This is a genomic window from Leptospira sanjuanensis (genome assembly GCF_022267325.1).
Lineage (GTDB): Bacteria > Spirochaetota > Leptospiria > Leptospirales > Leptospiraceae > Leptospira > Leptospira sanjuanensis.
Map to the genome: position 1 here is coordinate 3,689,574 of NZ_JAIZBG010000001.1, position 14,154 is coordinate 3,703,727.

Below are 14,154 nucleotides of genomic sequence, written 5' to 3' on the forward strand. Positions count from 1 at the left end.
TCAACCGAACAAAATCAACAGGAATCAGAGCGTGAAACACCAACTCATCTTTCAAGACGAATCTTCGGATAAATTCTGGAATATAGAATCTTCCGGGAATTCGTTCACGGTAACGTACGGTAAATCGGGAACCGCGGGTCAAACCCAAACGAAAACCTTCGACTCGGAGGAAACCTGCCTAAAAGAAGCGGAGAAACTTCTCAAAGAAAAATTAAAGAAAGGGTATCGGGAGAATTCTTCCGCAAATTATCTCGATGTATGGAAAGAAGTTTGTGAAAGTAAAAACATCAAGGAAGGATTTTATAAACATTTTTCCTTTTTAGTCTCTACAAACGAAGACAAGGAAATTCTCGCAAAACTTGCGGCCCAGGTTTCCAAGATTTATATCGACCCCGAAAAAACGGCGCTCGTAACCGAATTGCACTACAGCGATCCGGATTTTAAGGATTCCACACCTGCTACGATCCGCTCTTATCCGCCGTTTACGGATTCTCCCGCGAAAGGTTTACCGAAGAGTTACGTAAAAACCGCGCAGGTTCACAATGGTATTTATTTTGAAGATCTCGGCGGAGGATCGATCGGCTTTTTCGGCTTGAGTAAAAACGGAACGATCAACGAAGGAGGCTGGGAATCGGAGGCTCTCGAAGAAGGAGACAACGAAGAATATCTCGAATCTCTGGAAAGCAAAGAACTTTCCATCGGCGACGTTCCTTGCATCCTCGAGTTCGGCCAAAACTGGATTTTAAGCGATCCCCTACGAAAAACGGACCATAAAGAACCGGCCTATCTGTTCATCTCGCACGAAGATTGCGAAGTCGTTAAAATTAAAGCGGCGGATCGGCTTTTATTCGGACAAATTTTGATCCGGATTTTCGCACAGAGAATTTTGGGTATCGATTTCTTCGAAGAAGTCTATTCCTAAATAAAACATTATAATATTATAAAATACAGGATTAACCAAATGAGACCGAAATTTGCAATTCAGACGGTGGAGATGGACAAAGAAGTCGGGTTTACCGGAAATCTCGTTCTAATTCCCGTGGAAAACCTTACTTCTGCAGCGCTTGTAAGAGCCGTAGATGCTTGGACAGAAATTCTCAAAAATGCTGAAAACTTGGTACTTTCGAATCCGATCTTCGAGGAATCCGATCCTTGGTTCGGCTTCGGAGTTTCGGTTGGGGGACGAGTTCTGAGCGAACAGGATCTTTTCTCCGAAATCGAATCCTTGGACCCGGTTTTCGAAACGTCTTTAGTGCGTTATATGGAGGCTCTAATTCGATACAATCAGGAAAAAACAAACGGAGAAGGTCTTCCCACCCACGAAGAACTCGAGACCGGAACGTTTACGATTCTTCGGCTGCTTCAAAAAAACCTCGGCTATCTTCCTTTGTATATGCGGTATTTGAGTTCTTTGGATTTGGATCACACCGTGTCGCAGTTGGACGTTCTTTTCAGTCTGGCAAAGCAGTATTCTTCTTCCCAACTCGAACCCCTCAGAAAATTCTCGGAAACGAACTATTTTCAGCAATTCAACGACTGGTTCGAAAACGATCGGGTCTGGGAAAATTGAACGGCGCGGATTCTCCAGCGCATCCTTAACGAATTGTCGACTTCGAATTCTTAGATAAGAAAAAACGACGAAAAGAATTGAATTGTCCTCGGGCGATTTCAATTCTATGTTATATGGAGAAAAAAGATTATAGCGACGAGGTTCGTCTGCATCGATCCAAGATCATTCGTTTCCTTCTTTTTGTCGCCGGTTCCGTTTCCTTGGCCTTGGGAATCATAGGAATCTTTACGCCTATTCTTCCAACCACGCCTTTTCTGCTTTTATCCGCTGCTTGTTACGCGAGGGCATCGCATCGATTTTACAATTGGCTGATGAACAACCGCTATTTCGGTTCCTATATTCGCGACTGGAGAATCCACAAGATGATTCCGTTCCGCGCAAAGATCATCGCGATTTCGATGATCTTTATCACAATCGGGACGACCGTGTTCTTTTTTATTCCGATCTTAGCCGTTAAGATCCTCGTTTCGCTGATCGGTGTTCTGGTCGTGATTTATTTGATTCGGATTCCTACGAAACCGAAAAAGCTAGTTTAAGGGAGAATTGTGGGAGTTCCCACAGAATAGTCGGAGTCATTTTTCGTTGCAGAAAATACGATTCCGTGATAGAGAAAAATTTCCTGATTCTTTCCCGCCTCCTCACCACCACCGCCCGATTTCAGGGTGGGGCCAATGTTGTTTTACGACAAAATCTGTAGGAACTACTACAACAAAAACCTAATACGGCGATCGGGAAGGAAACATGTGGAAGGTTTTCGGTTCGTTTTCCTTCAGAAGTTCTGCGATATCCAAAGCTTCTTGCACCTTTCTGCGCTTGTCCGGTTCATCCTGAAGCCAAGCGGTTACGAAAGATTCCAACCTTCTGTAATCCTTGATAAACGAAAGAGAACGGATGTATTCGATCTTATCCTCCTCGTCCGCGATTCTAAACTGAATCACTTGTTGATACGTAGCGGCCGCCGCTCGATAATTCGCGGTGTTGTAATACGCATGGGCTAAGAATCTTTTTTCCTGAAACGGGAGTTCCCCGTATTGATTGTAGATCTTAATCGCCTTCCGATAATTCTGATGAATGTCCATTACAAGTCTTGCATGGATCAACATATATTCGCGCGATATAAAACCTTCTTTCACGAAATCAACACACTGCGCGTAAGCGTCCGCTTTGTTACCCAGAAGAAAATTGGATTTTAACAACAATAGTTTCGCGGCGCGGAAGTTCGGTTTTAATTCGATTGCGCGTTCGGCTTCCGCTTTAGCGCGCAGATAATTCCCCGTTTCAAAATAAGCGAGCGCGAGATTGATTCTATAGAACGGATTGTAATTGGAAAGTTCGACGGCTTTTTGAAAGTATTCCAACGATCTTGCCCATTTGTTTCTTTGAACGAAAATCATTCCCAACTGATAATAGGAAGGGTCATGACCCGGATGAATCTGAATCGCCTTTAAAAGGGAAGTCTTGGCTTGCGGATATCTGCCTTGCGCGTAAAGATAAGAACCTTTCAGATAATGATATTCTACCGTATTCTCATCCAACTTTTTGATCTTGTCGATATTGACGATCGCTCTCGCCAAGTTATTGGCTCGGATCAAATTCACCGTTTCCGTATTTAAAGCCGTGATCTGAACTCTTTTCCGGGCGGCGTCCGCTGGATTTCCGGAATCAAAATTCGGAGCGGGAGAAGAATTCCCCGGAAGATTCTCATCCTCATCGTCCGCGAAAATTCCTCCCGCAAAGAGAAGAATCAAAATCGATAATAAAGAAAGCAAACGGCTCATAGGGAATTCTTTATCTTAAAAAGACCGAATTACTTCTTTTCAAAATATTCAATGCGATCTTCTTTCTTGTTGAGGAGCTGTAATTCCCTTTCGTCCACTTTCAGAATTCTGTATTCCAAATCGAACGCGAGATCCGCAAGATTGAAATGAATGTCGTCGTCCTTCATCTTATAAGTAAGATGGAACGTATCGTATTTCGCAAGACCTTCGGGAAGAATCAAAAGATGACTTCCTTTGTCCTTATCGGGATTCGGACATTCTCCTTTTGCCGGACAATTTTTGACTTTGACCCAATCTCCCAAAATCAGCTCTTCCTTTTTTTTACAAGCCGAGAAAAGAAGAAGAATCAAAGTAGAAATAAGAACGATTTTTTTCATAGATTCAAACATAGAGATTCGGCTTCCGGTGTCCAATGAAAATCGCCGGAACAGCAACGCCGAAAAACGGAAGAATCTATTGAGCGTCCAAGTATTCTTTTAAGTTCAGCACTTCGAACGTATTGAGAAGATCGGGATGGATCGCGCTGATCGTACAGGAAATCCCCTCGGAACGGGCATTCTTTAAAAACCAAACGAGAGAACTGATCGAGATCGAATTCATAACGGGAATATCCCCGAGGTTCAAAACGATATTTTTCGGTTTTTTGGCGATCGCATCCATCAACATCGTGCGAAACGCATAATAATCGTTAAAGAGGATCGTAAGGTCCGGGGTGATCTCGATTGTTTCGGGGTTTTCTGACATGCTCATTCGCTTAGAAGGTATTCCGTATACTCTTGTAAGTTTCGGATAAAAAAAACCTCTACCCTAAAAAAATCTCTCCTGGAAATCGCAAATTCAACCGATTTTTTGGAGGGGAGAAAAATAATGTTTGAGAAAACCCATTTTATGAAAACCCAGGACCTCCTGGAAAGAGGAATGAATAATTCCGTTTTTAAAAGAAAAGTGATCTCCGACAATATCGCAAACGCGGACGTTCCGCATTTTAAACGTTCCGAAGTGATTTTCGAATCGATGATCAAACGGGCGATCAACTCCGAAAAAATCGAAGCGATGAAAGAAGTCCCGACTCAAATTTCGGACGACCGTCACATTCAATTTTTCAAACCCCTGGATTACCGCGAAGTTCAGCCGAAAGCGAATATCGATTACTTAACGACTATGAGAGCCGACGGGAACAACGTGGACGTGGAAAAGGAAGTGGTCGAAGCCTCCAATTCCCAAATGCAATACATGATGATGTCCGAAAGAATCAACCAGAACTACCGTGACTTGAAACAAGTCATGAGAATGGCTTAAAAATTCGGAATTTATTTACTTGAATTCATTATAATGAGACATAATTTTACGCTTTAGGAAGTTAGCCATGGGACTTTTTTCATCGATCAACATCTCCGCAACCGGCTTATCAGCACAACGTCTGAGAATGGATGTGATCTCGAACAACATCGCAAACTCGACAACGACTCGAAATACGAACGGGGACGGTCCTTTCCGAAGGGATCGAGTCGTGATGACTCCGATCAATCTGAGAACCAGATGGAATAGCCCGGTGTATCCGTTCGGAGTTTCTCCCGGAGAAGGAAAAGGCGTGAAGGTGATGAAAATCGAAAAGGATATGACTCCTCTTCGACTGGTCTATGACCCGACTCATCCCGATTCGATTCAGATCGGTCCCAAGAAAGGATACGTCGAGATGCCGAACGTAAATATCGTAACCGAGATGACGGATATGATTTCGGCTTCACGATCCTACGAGGCTAACGTACAGATGATCAACGGTTCCAAAGCGATGTTCAACAAAGCGTTGGAAATAGGTAGGGCTTAATCATGGAAATCAATTCCAATTCTTCTCTTTGGTATACGTACAATTCCGGCTATACGGGAAACAAACCGCACCCTCTCAGTCCGAAAGGGGACAACGTAAAAGTCTCCACTACGGAAGACAGACATTACAAAGACGTAAAACAACCCGTTTCCCCGGACTACGTCGCCGAAAGTTTTTCGGAAGCGATGAAGAATGCTCTGACTTCGGTGAACGACCTTCAAGTGGAAGCGGACGAAATGACTCAGAAGATGGTCTTTGATCCGAATTCGGTCGACGCGCACGAAGTGATGATCGCTTCCGAAAAAGCGAGAGTCGCTCTGACGTTCACAAAGACGATCGCAGACGGAGTCGTTCGCGCTTACAGAGAATTGACTTCTCTGAGATAAGGATTGACTTCGCGATTTGCATAAATGCGATTTGAGTTCCGACTTTGATCTTTTTGACACCACGGGATTTCGGTTTTCGATACCGTGAACACTCAAAAAGAAGAAGCAGTATTTCGTCCGATGAATTATTATTACTCCAATTTAGAAAGATGCACATAACATCTTTCTAAAAAAATCGCGATAGATAAGTCTACCCTCAAATGAAATACGAACCCCGATTCTTGAACATAAAACTCTAACGATGTATTTTAGAGTACGTAGCATTTAAATTTCACTGCTTGATTTAGAGCGTCTCCTAATACCAAAAGATAAAACGCAGGAGTTCCTACAATTTTTCAGGTTTTAGGACAAGTTTTAACTTATTTTTGAATTTTTTCCATTGTCAAAAATAACACCACCATACATCTGGTATTCTGTGATTATATGTTAATATATTTATCTCAAAAATGACAATTTTTCTTAAAAAAGGTTAATTGACTTGGTCGAGATGAAACGTTAGTCACGAAAGGATTAAAAATGAATAAAAGAATAATATGTTTAATGTTCGTTGCTGTTATAGGAAACTGTGCGTTTCCTGCAACAAGAGAAGGAATGAAAGTAGTAGATTTTAAATCTCCTAATAAAGTTGGAGAAAAAATCTTCATTGAGCAGTCAAATGGTGGAAGCATGACACTTCCTTTTTGGAAGTCTAAAATCTCCGATGAAAACTTCACGCTGGCTGTAAAAGATTCAATTATTGATGCTAATTTATTTGAAAAAATTGAAGAGACATTAGGTGATAATTGGAATTTAAAAATCGAAATCGTTGATGTGGATCAACCTTCCTTCGGCACAACTTTTAAAGTAAACACGAAAGTAAAATATACACTTCGTAAAAAAGACGAAATCGTAAAAGAAACATTGATCGATGTGGCAGGCGAAGCGACAATGAGCGACGCATTCATCGGGGTTGTTAGATTACGTCTCGCAAACGAAAACGCCGCGCGCGCAAATATTCGAAAATTTTTGGAAGAAATTTCTACAATCACGCCGGCAAAAAAGAAAAAATAATTTCTCGAATCTAAAATCGCAGATGTTCAGGAACAAAATTCGTTTTAGAATATCTGTAATACCAAAGGACTGAGTTATCAATCCGATGTTTCCCAACCCCTTCTAAAACAAAAAAACCGTCACCTAAATGAAAGGGTTCGACGGTTTTGTGAAAACCGGGTTATCAAGTCCCGGTTAATTTAAAGAATCAATAACACGCGATGAACTCAGTAGAACGCAGAAAGCTCTCTAACGGATCGCGTTAAACTCAGCAGAACGCTCTCTACGGATCGCGTTCTAAGGCTTAATCTTCTTAATCAGCTTCAAATCCGATTTGTTGAAAACCGTGATCTGAATGCTTCCGGAGGATTCTTCCTTACCGGTCACATAAATCTTTTCTCCGTAGAAAGTGACGTTCGAATTCGGGCTGATCTCTTCGGAAGACTTCGCTTGTTTCTTCAAGTCTTTGCCGAAACGGGAAAGATAATACTTCTCCTGAACTTCCTCGAACGCGTAAATCTCGTCTCCCTTTACGATCATAGGAGATCTCCAGAAAATATTATCTTCCGCGGAAAGAGTCGGTTTCAAAGTTTCCTGATCGATCAGGATCAACTTGTGACTGGAAGAGTGGCCGTCTTCAAAGCCGATTACAAGAGCCTTTCCGTCCACGATCTCAAACGTTCTACCGCAGATCTTATTAAAATCGCCGCGGAAAATCGTATCGTCTTTGGTAGGATCGAGAACTTGAAGTTCGTTGTTATAATGTCCTTTGTCCAAATACTTTAAGGTTTTTAAGAAAAGAATCTTACCGCCCACGACGTTCTTATCGAATTCTTCCTTCTTCTTTTCCTCTTCCTTTTTGGTTTCTAATTCTTTCTTGGTTTCGGCTAGTTCCTTTTTCAACTCGGCTTCGGTCTTTTTATCGTCCGAAGAAGACTTACCGTCGCTTCCGGATTTGTTTCCCGAATCGCTCTTGGAATCGGATTTAGAAGAACTGGAAGAGCTGGATGAACTCGAAGAACTGCTGTTGGACTTTCGATCCTCGTCCTTCTTAACGACTTCCTTTTCCTTCTCTTTTAATTTCTGTTCTTCTTTTTTAACGGCTTCTTTCTCTTTTTGAATCTGTTCTTTTTCTTTTTTCTTTTCTGCGATTTGAGTTTTATTTTTTACGGGGTCTTTATTGAGATCCTGAAGTTCCTTATCGGTCCTCGTTTCCTTATCGGAAATTTCCTTTTGTTTGTTTTGATTCTCTTCTTTTCTGCGTTTGAGTTCCTCTAGATCCTTTTTATTCTTCTCGTTTTGGAGATCGGAAAATTTATCCTTTTCGGATTGTCCTTCCTTCTTCTTGTCGAACTCCTTGTTCACCTCGTCTTCCAATTCGTCCGTGTGAACGTCTTTTCCGAGAATATCCTCAACGAGAGGAATTACGATCTGCGTTTTTCCGGGCCATTCCGTATAACGTTTCGAAATCCCGATGTTGTTCGCGTTCAAGGACTTCATTACGGAATTGGAATATTTCTTTCCGATGTAGGCCTTATCCTTTCTATGAATCGCGTTGTAGAACAGAATGTATGTGGCGAGAATTTCGGAATTCTTATCGTCGTATCCGAATGTGGATTTTACGAATCCGGTAAGAATCCGTTGAATCGAGTTAATATGTCCGTAATCCGCGTCTTCGGAAATGTAAAGAATGTCCGCTCCGAATTTCTTTTCTTCGGGAGCGATTCTGCTCGCACTGATTCCGCCTTGTGTGTGGGATTTGTCCGGTTCCTTCTTCAGAATTTCCGCAAGTCCCGATCCGACTTTCTCGTTCGTACCTCGAACTTCTTCACCGGCGCGGGCGGAAGATCTGTTGATAAACTGAACTCTTTGAGAGGAGCGGACTTCTTTCTCTCCGAGTTTGGAATTATCCTGAGAAAATAAAGAGAAGGAAAAACCGAAGCATATAATCGCTATCAAAATCCTGAACATTCTAAATTACTCCTTTTGATCTCCCGAAGAGAAAGCGGCCTTTTGACCAGGAAATATCCTATCCTCAAGCATTCTATTGAGACAAGGATTTTTCCCGATCGGGAGTCTTCTTTATTGTAAGAAAGTTGATCCCCAGCCTCCCCTCTGCAACCCTAGCCGTATGTATCAGTTCCAGGAAAGAATCTACAATTTCGGCGCCGGCCCCGCGATGCTCCCCAACGAAGTGATGGAAAAAGCAGCGGCGGAGTTCTTGAACTATAAGGGTTCCGGAATGTCGATCATGGAAGTCAGCCACCGGGAACCTCTTTTCGAAGACGTTCTCAAAGAGGCGGAAGTCTTACTACGCAAATTGCTGGACATCGGCAGCGACTACTCGATCGCATTCTTTTCGGGAGGAGCGACGCTGCACTTCTCCGCACTTCCTCTCAATCTTCTCAAGGAAGGGGAAAGTTTCGACATCGCTCACACGGGAATCTGGACGAAAAAAGCTTGGGAAGAAGGTCTCAAGTTCAACGGTGTCAACGTTATCTATGATGCCGCCGAAAATCATTTCACGGACACTCCCGTTTTAACCGACGCGAGTCTTTCCGGAAAAGGGAAGTATCTTCATATCACTTCCAACAATACGATCTATGGGTCTCAATATCCGGAAATCCCTAAGATCAAAAGCATTCCTCTTGTCGCGGACATGACCAGCGAACTTTTGTCCCGCAAAATCGACGTTAAGGATTTCGGAGTGATCTTTGCGGGCGCTCAGAAAAACATCGGACCTTCGGGTCTGAGTTTAATCATCATTCGAAACGATCTTCTCGGAATTTCGGGAAGAAAGATCCCGATCCTTTTGGATTACGCGACGATGGTAAAGAATCAGTCCCTTTACAATACTCCTTCCACGTATTCCATTTATATCGCCAAACTCGTGTTCGAATGGCTATTGAACCGGGGCGGAGTGGAAGCGATCGAAAAAGTCAACGAGCAAAAGGCGAAATCGATCTACGACTTTATCGATTCCTCTTCTCTTTATACTTGTCCGGTTCAAAAGCGGTCCCGCTCCAAGATGAACGCCGTGTTCCTTCTTAAGGATAAGAATCTCGACGCGAAGTTTTTGGACGAGGCGGAAAAGAACGGTCTGCACGGACTCGGAGGACATAGGCTGGTCGGCGGTTTCCGCGCTTCCATTTACAACTCGATGCCTCTTGCGGGAGTGGAAAAACTCGTCTCCTTTATGAAGGAATTCGAATCCAAGGCTTGATGAAACCTTTTTCGTTTCAAAAGATTCTTTTTACGGCGTGTCGAAAAATTCGTTTTCGCTTTCGCAAAAAAAATATGCCGCAAGGTTCCGGCCGGGTTTTAGGTCAGGTTCTTATTTTGACCTGGATCGGAATTTGCGTCTCCATTTCCGCCGGAAACCTTTCCGCATCCGGATTGAATTTTCACACGCAGGTCGGAGTTCAGGAATGTTTTACGAACGAGGCTTCGTCTTCCGAACTTTCCAATCTGTTCAAGTCCGCAATTCCTTTGGATGAAAAGAAAAGGATCGCGGAGACGATCGCATACAAGGAAGGAAAATCCAGATTCCAATCCGTCTCTTGTATCCAAGGAAAGAAATTGACCGAAGAGGATCTTTCCAAACTTCTTTTGGATTGGAGCAATCATCTTACCCTTTACGGGGAATTGAATTCTTATTATGAGAATTACGTTCTTTCGGACGATAAAACGAGGTCCTTGAACTCGATCGAATGGGAACTTCTCACGACACATCTCAAACAAAAGAAAGAACTTTTAATCCGTTTGAACGACGCAACCGGCTTTGCGCTGAAAGGAGAAAAAATCTCGGAAGAAAACTTTTCGATGATCTATCTCTCGCTATTTCTGCTTCAGATCGAATTCTGGGACGCGATGCCGAAAACGTATCGCGATTCTGTACTTTAAAAGCTCTTTCCTGTCCGTTTTAGGAACAACGTTATACGACGACTTTCACGAAATTCGTTTTCTCTCCTTGTTTCGGAATGTTTTAAATGTCGGGAGAATTATTTGCTTGAAACCTGAAGAAAGTCGGGACATAACCAAAATATAGATCATGAAAAAAATCGGAATCGCCTCGGACCACGGAGGCTTTGAGCTCAAGGAATTTCTCCGCAATTCGCTCGCGGGAGAATTAGAAATCGTAGATTACGGAACCAAAGACGAAACGTCCGTAGATTATCCGATCGTCATTTCGGACGCTTGTAAAAAAGTTCTTTCCAAAGACGTGGAAGGATTGATCGCCCTCTGCGGAACCGGAATCGGAGCGTCCATCGCCGCAAACCGTTTGCCCGGAATCAGAGCCGCGCTCTGCCACGATCAGTTCACCGCCGAAATGTCCAAACGCCACAACAACGCAAATGTCCTCGTTTTGGGCGGAAGAATCATCGGTAAAGAACTGGCGCTCAACATCGTTCGCACTTGGGTAAACACTCAATTCGAAGGCGGACGCCACGAAAGAAGAGTCAACCAACTCGAAACCTTAAATTCTTAACACCAACCGGATGGGATCGATTTCAAATTCTAAAATCGGAAGCGCGTTCCCTCCGGCTTTTTCATCCCGCGTTCTCCTTCCGTTCTTTCGTTCAATTCGTTTAACAATTCTCGTTCCGCCAATATTCGTTCTACGTTCCTCTGCTTTACGTTTATCCCTCTTCGTATTTTTCGTTTTGTGTTTCACGGTATCCGTCTTTGCGGAAACCAGGATTCTTTCTTTGGCGGAATTGCAAAAGAACGGATTGGAACTTTCCGGAAAAGACGATCAAAGAAGTCTTAAACTCCAAACGCGAAATCGAAGCGCCGGGTCCGATTTGTATCTGAGTTTCGAATCGGGAGATCCGTCCAGTCTCAAAGATCTATCAGGAAATTATAAAGTTCTAACGTCTTCGTATTTGCCGGATTCCGAAAACGTGTTTCATTCAAAACGAAGCGCCCGGTTTTCCGGAAAACGGACCGGAATCAAAATCGCGCATTCCAACTCGGGTCTTCTGACATCCAAGGATCTCACGGAGGATTTTTATATCGGCTTTAATTTTCTTCCGGGAACCGTTGAGAAAGATGCGACCCTCCTTTCGAGACTCTATGAAACTTCCGGAAGCACTTACGGCTGGGATTTAAAAATTTCGGACGATCGTCTCAAAGCGGGATTCTATTCCTTTTTTGAAACGGAAGAAAAACGTTTTCTATCCCTGCAGCTTACATCGAACGCGACTTTAAAAAAGAATCAATGGAATCGTGTTCTTCTTTATTTCAATCCGTCCGATCGAGAAATCGTATTGTATCTCAACGGAAAAGAAACGGCGCGGGGAAACATTCCCGCAAACAAGAATTTGACTCGGATCGGATTTCATCCGGACGATACGACCTCCTTTCGGATCGCCGGTTCGTATTACGGATGGATGGAGAATTTCTCCGTGTTCAAAGGAAAACCCAATCCGAGTTCGGAAGATTCCTCCTTTCCGGGTCAGGATTTCGATCCCGAAACGCATACGACCGAATCCAAATTCGGAACCGGCATTTCTCCCGTTTACAAAAGCAAATTTTCCAGCTCCTTCTTGGAAGAAGTTCAGTTCAAGGCTGTGGTTCCCTCCTCCACCGCGATGGAACTTTATTTTCGTGTGTCTCCGACTCCGTTCACTCCAACTTCCGAATCGCTCGCATGGATCGCACTCGACTTAAGAAAATTAGAAACTTATAAAATAGATTCTATCGAACCCGATCTCTATAAGATTTCCTTTAAGAACCCGATCCGTAAATTTTTGGGAATTTCCGAAAACAAAGAAGACCTTCTTCCGTTTCGATATTACCAATGGAGAGTCAAATTCAAGGCCGATCCGAGCGGAGCGCAAACGCCGGAACTCAAAAACCTGGCCTTGACCTTCCGCGAAACCAATCCTCCCGTACGGCCGATCGGCTTGAAAGTCGCGGAAAATTCCGTGGATGACGGAGGTCCGAGCGTCTGTCTGACTTGGAAATCCAATCCTGAAAGGGACGTGATCAACGGCGGGGGATATTTTATCCATTACGGAATTCATCCGGATCGAATGGTGGGAATCATACGCGGAACCTTTTCCGAATCGGCGGAAACTCCGAATAGGAAGACGCGCCCGAAACATCCTGCGAGCGATTATTTGGACCCGATCACCGGACTTCCTCCCGGAAAAACTTCGGCAAATATACAAGAATATTATAATAAACTGTCGGCTTGCGTGGACAACCGAACGGTGTCCTTAAACTCGGAAATTCTTTTGGAAAAGAACCAGCTTTTTTTAAAAAAAGGAACGACGTATTTTTTCAGAATCAGCGCTTACAACAAGTTCTACCACTTTCAAACCGGAAAGGATCAGGTTTCTCCTTTAAGCGATCCGGTCGAAGTCTATTTCCTGAGCGAGTAAAATCTGAATCAACTTCTGATCGGGAAGTTTTTTATCCACGGTGATAAAACCGTCCAAATCCTTTTCCACCGCGATCGCGATCTCGTTCCAAATCCATGCGGCGTTTCCGAACTCCTTGGAAAGTTTTTGAGCGAGGGAAAGATTCTCCTGTCTAAAATCCAAAACGCCCAAACAAAGACGTTTGGTTTGGCTCCAGAGAATCTCCCGTTTGATCGGATCGTTCTCCTGTTCCAGCAAAGGAAGAATCGAAACCGTTCCCGTATAAAAAAGATGCTGCTGCTTGATCAGTTTTTCGATCGATTCGACGACGATCGTTTTTAAATCGGAAGGACCGCCGATCAGGGTTTCCAACAAGGACTTGGAGAGATAATATTTCATTCTTCTTTTAAGCGGGAAAGGACGTTCAAAGCTTCGAGTCTTTCGTAAGAATCGGATCGATAGACTTCGTTTCGTAAGGACAAACGAAGCATTTCTCCGGCGGATAGATTTCTTTTTTCGGCTTCGTTTTTCAGAAGTTCGAGTTCTTCTTCCGTCATTAAAAGCTGAAACCGTTTATCGACTCTCGCCATCAGTTCTCTTCTCTCATTTCCTTATCGTTTTTAAGATACAATCGAAAATAAATATCCGCGTCTTTCATCTGACCTAAGGCTTGGTAGATGCTCGCGATATTGTAGTTCGCTTCGTTGAGTCTGAAATCGTATTTGAACGCCTTTTTAAAAATCTGAATCGCTCTATCTTCTCTTCCGGCATACCATTCGCACATGGCCCAAAGAAAATGCCACTTGCCGAGATCTGGATCTCTAGGAGTCGCCTGAGCGAGATATTCCAGAACTTCCTCGAACGTCTTTGCGGCAAGAAGATAGTTTTCCTTGATCTTCTTGAGCTTTTCCATTCTGGAAAAAATATCTTCGGAGTGTCCAGGGATTTCCAGATCTTTGCGATAGAATAATGCTCTCGCATACCAAAGTTTTACGGTGAGATCGGCGGGATTTTTTTCTACGAACTTTTCAAGATACGGAATCGACTCGGTCTCTTCCTGAGCCGCGTTCATCTTAAGAATTCTTTCTTTGACCGCACGGTTCCATTCTTTACGGTTTTCCTCGGTCGCGTTCGAAGGAGAAATAAAGATCGAAAGGAAACTCCAAACGATCACAAATCGAGTGAAAGGGTTCAT

General features: G+C 43.4%; 16 protein-coding genes and 2 pseudogenes. 11 read left to right on the forward strand and 7 right to left on the reverse strand.

What is annotated here, in order from left to right; genetic code table 11:
- Positions 1–31 precede the first annotated feature (31 nt).
- The 3 genes and pseudogenes from LFX25_RS21005 to LFX25_RS16735 all read left to right on the forward strand — a co-directional run.
- Positions 32–229, forward strand: a pseudogene (locus tag LFX25_RS21005) (WGR domain-containing protein); the annotation flags it as partial.
- Between the two features lie 732 nt (positions 230–961).
- Entirely contained in the window at positions 962–1,570 is a 609-nt protein-coding gene (locus tag LFX25_RS16730) for a hypothetical protein (protein ID WP_238731253.1), read from the forward strand.
- Positions 1,571–1,683: 113 nt separating this feature from the next.
- Positions 1,684–2,106, forward strand: a complete 423-nt coding sequence (locus LFX25_RS16735) for a YbaN family protein (protein WP_238731254.1) — start codon at positions 1,684–1,686, stop codon at positions 2,104–2,106.
- 180 nt (positions 2,107–2,286) lie between these two features.
- Here LFX25_RS16735 and LFX25_RS16740 read toward each other — a convergent pair whose 3' ends face one another.
- The 3 genes from LFX25_RS16740 to LFX25_RS16750 form a co-directional block, all read right to left on the reverse strand.
- Entirely contained in the window at positions 2,287–3,348 is a 1,062-nt protein-coding gene (locus LFX25_RS16740) for a tetratricopeptide repeat protein (RefSeq protein WP_238731255.1), read from the reverse strand.
- Positions 3,349–3,377: 29 nt separating this feature from the next.
- Positions 3,378–3,725 carry an LIC10301 family lipoprotein gene (locus LFX25_RS16745; protein ID WP_238731636.1) on the reverse strand — a complete coding sequence of 116 codons (348 nt, stop codon included), beginning with the start codon at positions 3,723–3,725 and terminating at the stop codon, positions 3,378–3,380.
- Positions 3,726–3,801: 76 nt separating this feature from the next.
- On the reverse strand, positions 3,802–4,092 hold the full coding sequence (locus LFX25_RS16750) for an STAS domain-containing protein (protein WP_118954775.1): 291 nt from the start codon (positions 4,090–4,092) through the stop codon (positions 3,802–3,804).
- Between the two features lie 123 nt (positions 4,093–4,215).
- Between LFX25_RS16750 and flgB the strand changes: the two genes are divergently transcribed.
- From flgB to LFX25_RS16770, 4 genes are all read left to right on the forward strand, one after another.
- Complete coding sequence (flgB, locus tag LFX25_RS16755) at positions 4,216–4,647, forward strand: flagellar basal body rod protein FlgB (RefSeq protein ID WP_118954774.1); 432 nt, start codon at positions 4,216–4,218, stop codon at positions 4,645–4,647.
- 67 nt (positions 4,648–4,714) lie between these two features.
- Positions 4,715–5,176, forward strand: coding sequence for a flagellar basal body rod protein FlgC (gene flgC, locus LFX25_RS16760; protein WP_003001718.1), 462 nt, complete (start codon positions 4,715–4,717; stop codon positions 5,174–5,176).
- Between the two features lie 2 nt (positions 5,177–5,178).
- Positions 5,179–5,562, forward strand: a complete 384-nt coding sequence (fliE, locus tag LFX25_RS16765) for a flagellar hook-basal body complex protein FliE (protein WP_238731256.1) — start codon at positions 5,179–5,181, stop codon at positions 5,560–5,562.
- 516 nt (positions 5,563–6,078) lie between these two features.
- The gene (locus LFX25_RS16770) at positions 6,079–6,612 is read left to right on the forward strand and encodes a hypothetical protein (protein ID WP_238731257.1); all 534 of its coding nucleotides are present in this window, start codon (positions 6,079–6,081) and stop codon (positions 6,610–6,612) included.
- Positions 6,613–6,888: 276 nt separating this feature from the next.
- On the opposite strand, the gene LFX25_RS16775 is transcribed toward LFX25_RS16770, so the two are convergent.
- Positions 6,889–8,562 (reverse strand): P83/100 family protein, encoded by a 1,674-nt coding sequence (locus LFX25_RS16775; RefSeq protein ID WP_238731258.1) that lies wholly within the window; start codon positions 8,560–8,562, stop codon positions 6,889–6,891.
- 125 nt (positions 8,563–8,687) lie between these two features.
- Between LFX25_RS16775 and serC the strand changes: the two are divergent.
- The 4 genes and pseudogenes from serC to LFX25_RS16795 all read left to right on the forward strand — a co-directional run bounded on the left by serC (position 8,688) and on the right by LFX25_RS16795 (position 12,980).
- Positions 8,688–9,814 (forward strand): annotated as a pseudogene (serC, locus tag LFX25_RS16780) (3-phosphoserine/phosphohydroxythreonine transaminase).
- 74 nt (positions 9,815–9,888) lie between these two features.
- Positions 9,889–10,494 (forward strand): hypothetical protein, encoded by a 606-nt coding sequence (locus LFX25_RS16785; RefSeq protein ID WP_238731259.1) that lies wholly within the window; start codon positions 9,889–9,891, stop codon positions 10,492–10,494.
- Between the two features lie 148 nt (positions 10,495–10,642).
- The gene (gene rpiB, locus LFX25_RS16790; RefSeq protein ID WP_118954770.1) at positions 10,643–11,080 is read left to right on the forward strand and encodes a ribose 5-phosphate isomerase B; all 438 of its coding nucleotides are present in this window, start codon (positions 10,643–10,645) and stop codon (positions 11,078–11,080) included.
- Between the two features lie 10 nt (positions 11,081–11,090).
- Positions 11,091–12,980 (forward strand): glucanase, encoded by a 1,890-nt coding sequence (locus LFX25_RS16795; RefSeq protein ID WP_240009058.1) that lies wholly within the window; start codon positions 11,091–11,093, stop codon positions 12,978–12,980.
- Here LFX25_RS16795 and LFX25_RS16800 read toward each other — a convergent pair.
- Genes LFX25_RS16800 through LFX25_RS16810 form a run of 3 tightly spaced genes read right to left on the reverse strand, consistent with a single transcriptional unit; the run spans position 12,942 to position 14,154 of the window.
- Complete coding sequence (locus LFX25_RS16800; RefSeq protein ID WP_238731260.1) at positions 12,942–13,358, reverse strand: hypothetical protein; 417 nt, start codon at positions 13,356–13,358, stop codon at positions 12,942–12,944. The two genes, LFX25_RS16795 and LFX25_RS16800, sit on opposite strands and share 39 nt — an antisense overlap.
- Positions 13,355–13,549 (reverse strand): CopG family transcriptional regulator, encoded by a 195-nt coding sequence (locus LFX25_RS16805; protein WP_238731261.1) that lies wholly within the window; start codon positions 13,547–13,549, stop codon positions 13,355–13,357. The genes LFX25_RS16800 and LFX25_RS16805 overlap by 4 nt, the downstream gene beginning before the upstream one ends.
- Positions 13,549–14,154 (reverse strand): hypothetical protein, encoded by a 606-nt coding sequence (locus tag LFX25_RS16810; protein WP_238731262.1) that lies wholly within the window; start codon positions 14,152–14,154, stop codon positions 13,549–13,551. Before LFX25_RS16810 ends, LFX25_RS16805 begins: the two co-directional genes overlap by 1 nt.

What these genes read in the sequence shown, in the direction of transcription:
- LFX25_RS16770 (WP_238731257.1), top strand. Translation starts at nt 6,079, where the DNA reads ATGAATAAAAGAATAATATGTTTAATGTTCGTTGCTGTTATAGGAAAC.
- rpiB (WP_118954770.1), top strand. Translation starts at nt 10,643, where the DNA reads ATGAAAAAAATCGGAATCGCCTCGGACCACGGAGGCTTTGAGCTCAAG.
- fliE (WP_238731256.1), top strand. Translation starts at nt 5,179, where the DNA reads ATGGAAATCAATTCCAATTCTTCTCTTTGGTATACGTACAATTCCGGC.
- LFX25_RS16800 (WP_238731260.1), bottom strand. Translation starts at nt 13,358, where the DNA reads ATGAAATATTATCTCTCCAAGTCCTTGTTGGAAACCCTGATCGGCGGT.
- LFX25_RS16735 (WP_238731254.1), top strand. Translation starts at nt 1,684, where the DNA reads ATGGAGAAAAAAGATTATAGCGACGAGGTTCGTCTGCATCGATCCAAG.
- LFX25_RS16730 (WP_238731253.1), top strand. Translation starts at nt 962, where the DNA reads ATGAGACCGAAATTTGCAATTCAGACGGTGGAGATGGACAAAGAAGTC.
- flgB (WP_118954774.1), top strand. Translation starts at nt 4,216, where the DNA reads ATGTTTGAGAAAACCCATTTTATGAAAACCCAGGACCTCCTGGAAAGA.
- LFX25_RS16750 (WP_118954775.1), bottom strand. Translation starts at nt 4,092, where the DNA reads ATGTCAGAAAACCCCGAAACAATCGAGATCACCCCGGACCTTACGATC.
- LFX25_RS16745 (WP_238731636.1), bottom strand. Translation starts at nt 3,725, where the DNA reads ATGAAAAAAATCGTTCTTATTTCTACTTTGATTCTTCTTCTTTTCTCG.
- LFX25_RS16785 (WP_238731259.1), top strand. Translation starts at nt 9,889, where the DNA reads ATGCCGCAAGGTTCCGGCCGGGTTTTAGGTCAGGTTCTTATTTTGACC.
- LFX25_RS16795 (WP_240009058.1), top strand. Translation starts at nt 11,091, where the DNA reads ATGGGATCGATTTCAAATTCTAAAATCGGAAGCGCGTTCCCTCCGGCT.
- flgC (WP_003001718.1), top strand. Translation starts at nt 4,715, where the DNA reads ATGGGACTTTTTTCATCGATCAACATCTCCGCAACCGGCTTATCAGCA.
- LFX25_RS16805 (WP_238731261.1), bottom strand. Translation starts at nt 13,549, where the DNA reads ATGGCGAGAGTCGATAAACGGTTTCAGCTTTTAATGACGGAAGAAGAA.
- LFX25_RS16775 (WP_238731258.1), bottom strand. Translation starts at nt 8,562, where the DNA reads ATGTTCAGGATTTTGATAGCGATTATATGCTTCGGTTTTTCCTTCTCT.
- LFX25_RS16810 (WP_238731262.1), bottom strand. Translation starts at nt 14,154, where the DNA reads ATGAACCCTTTCACTCGATTTGTGATCGTTTGGAGTTTCCTTTCGATC.
- LFX25_RS16740 (WP_238731255.1), bottom strand. Translation starts at nt 3,348, where the DNA reads ATGAGCCGTTTGCTTTCTTTATTATCGATTTTGATTCTTCTCTTTGCG.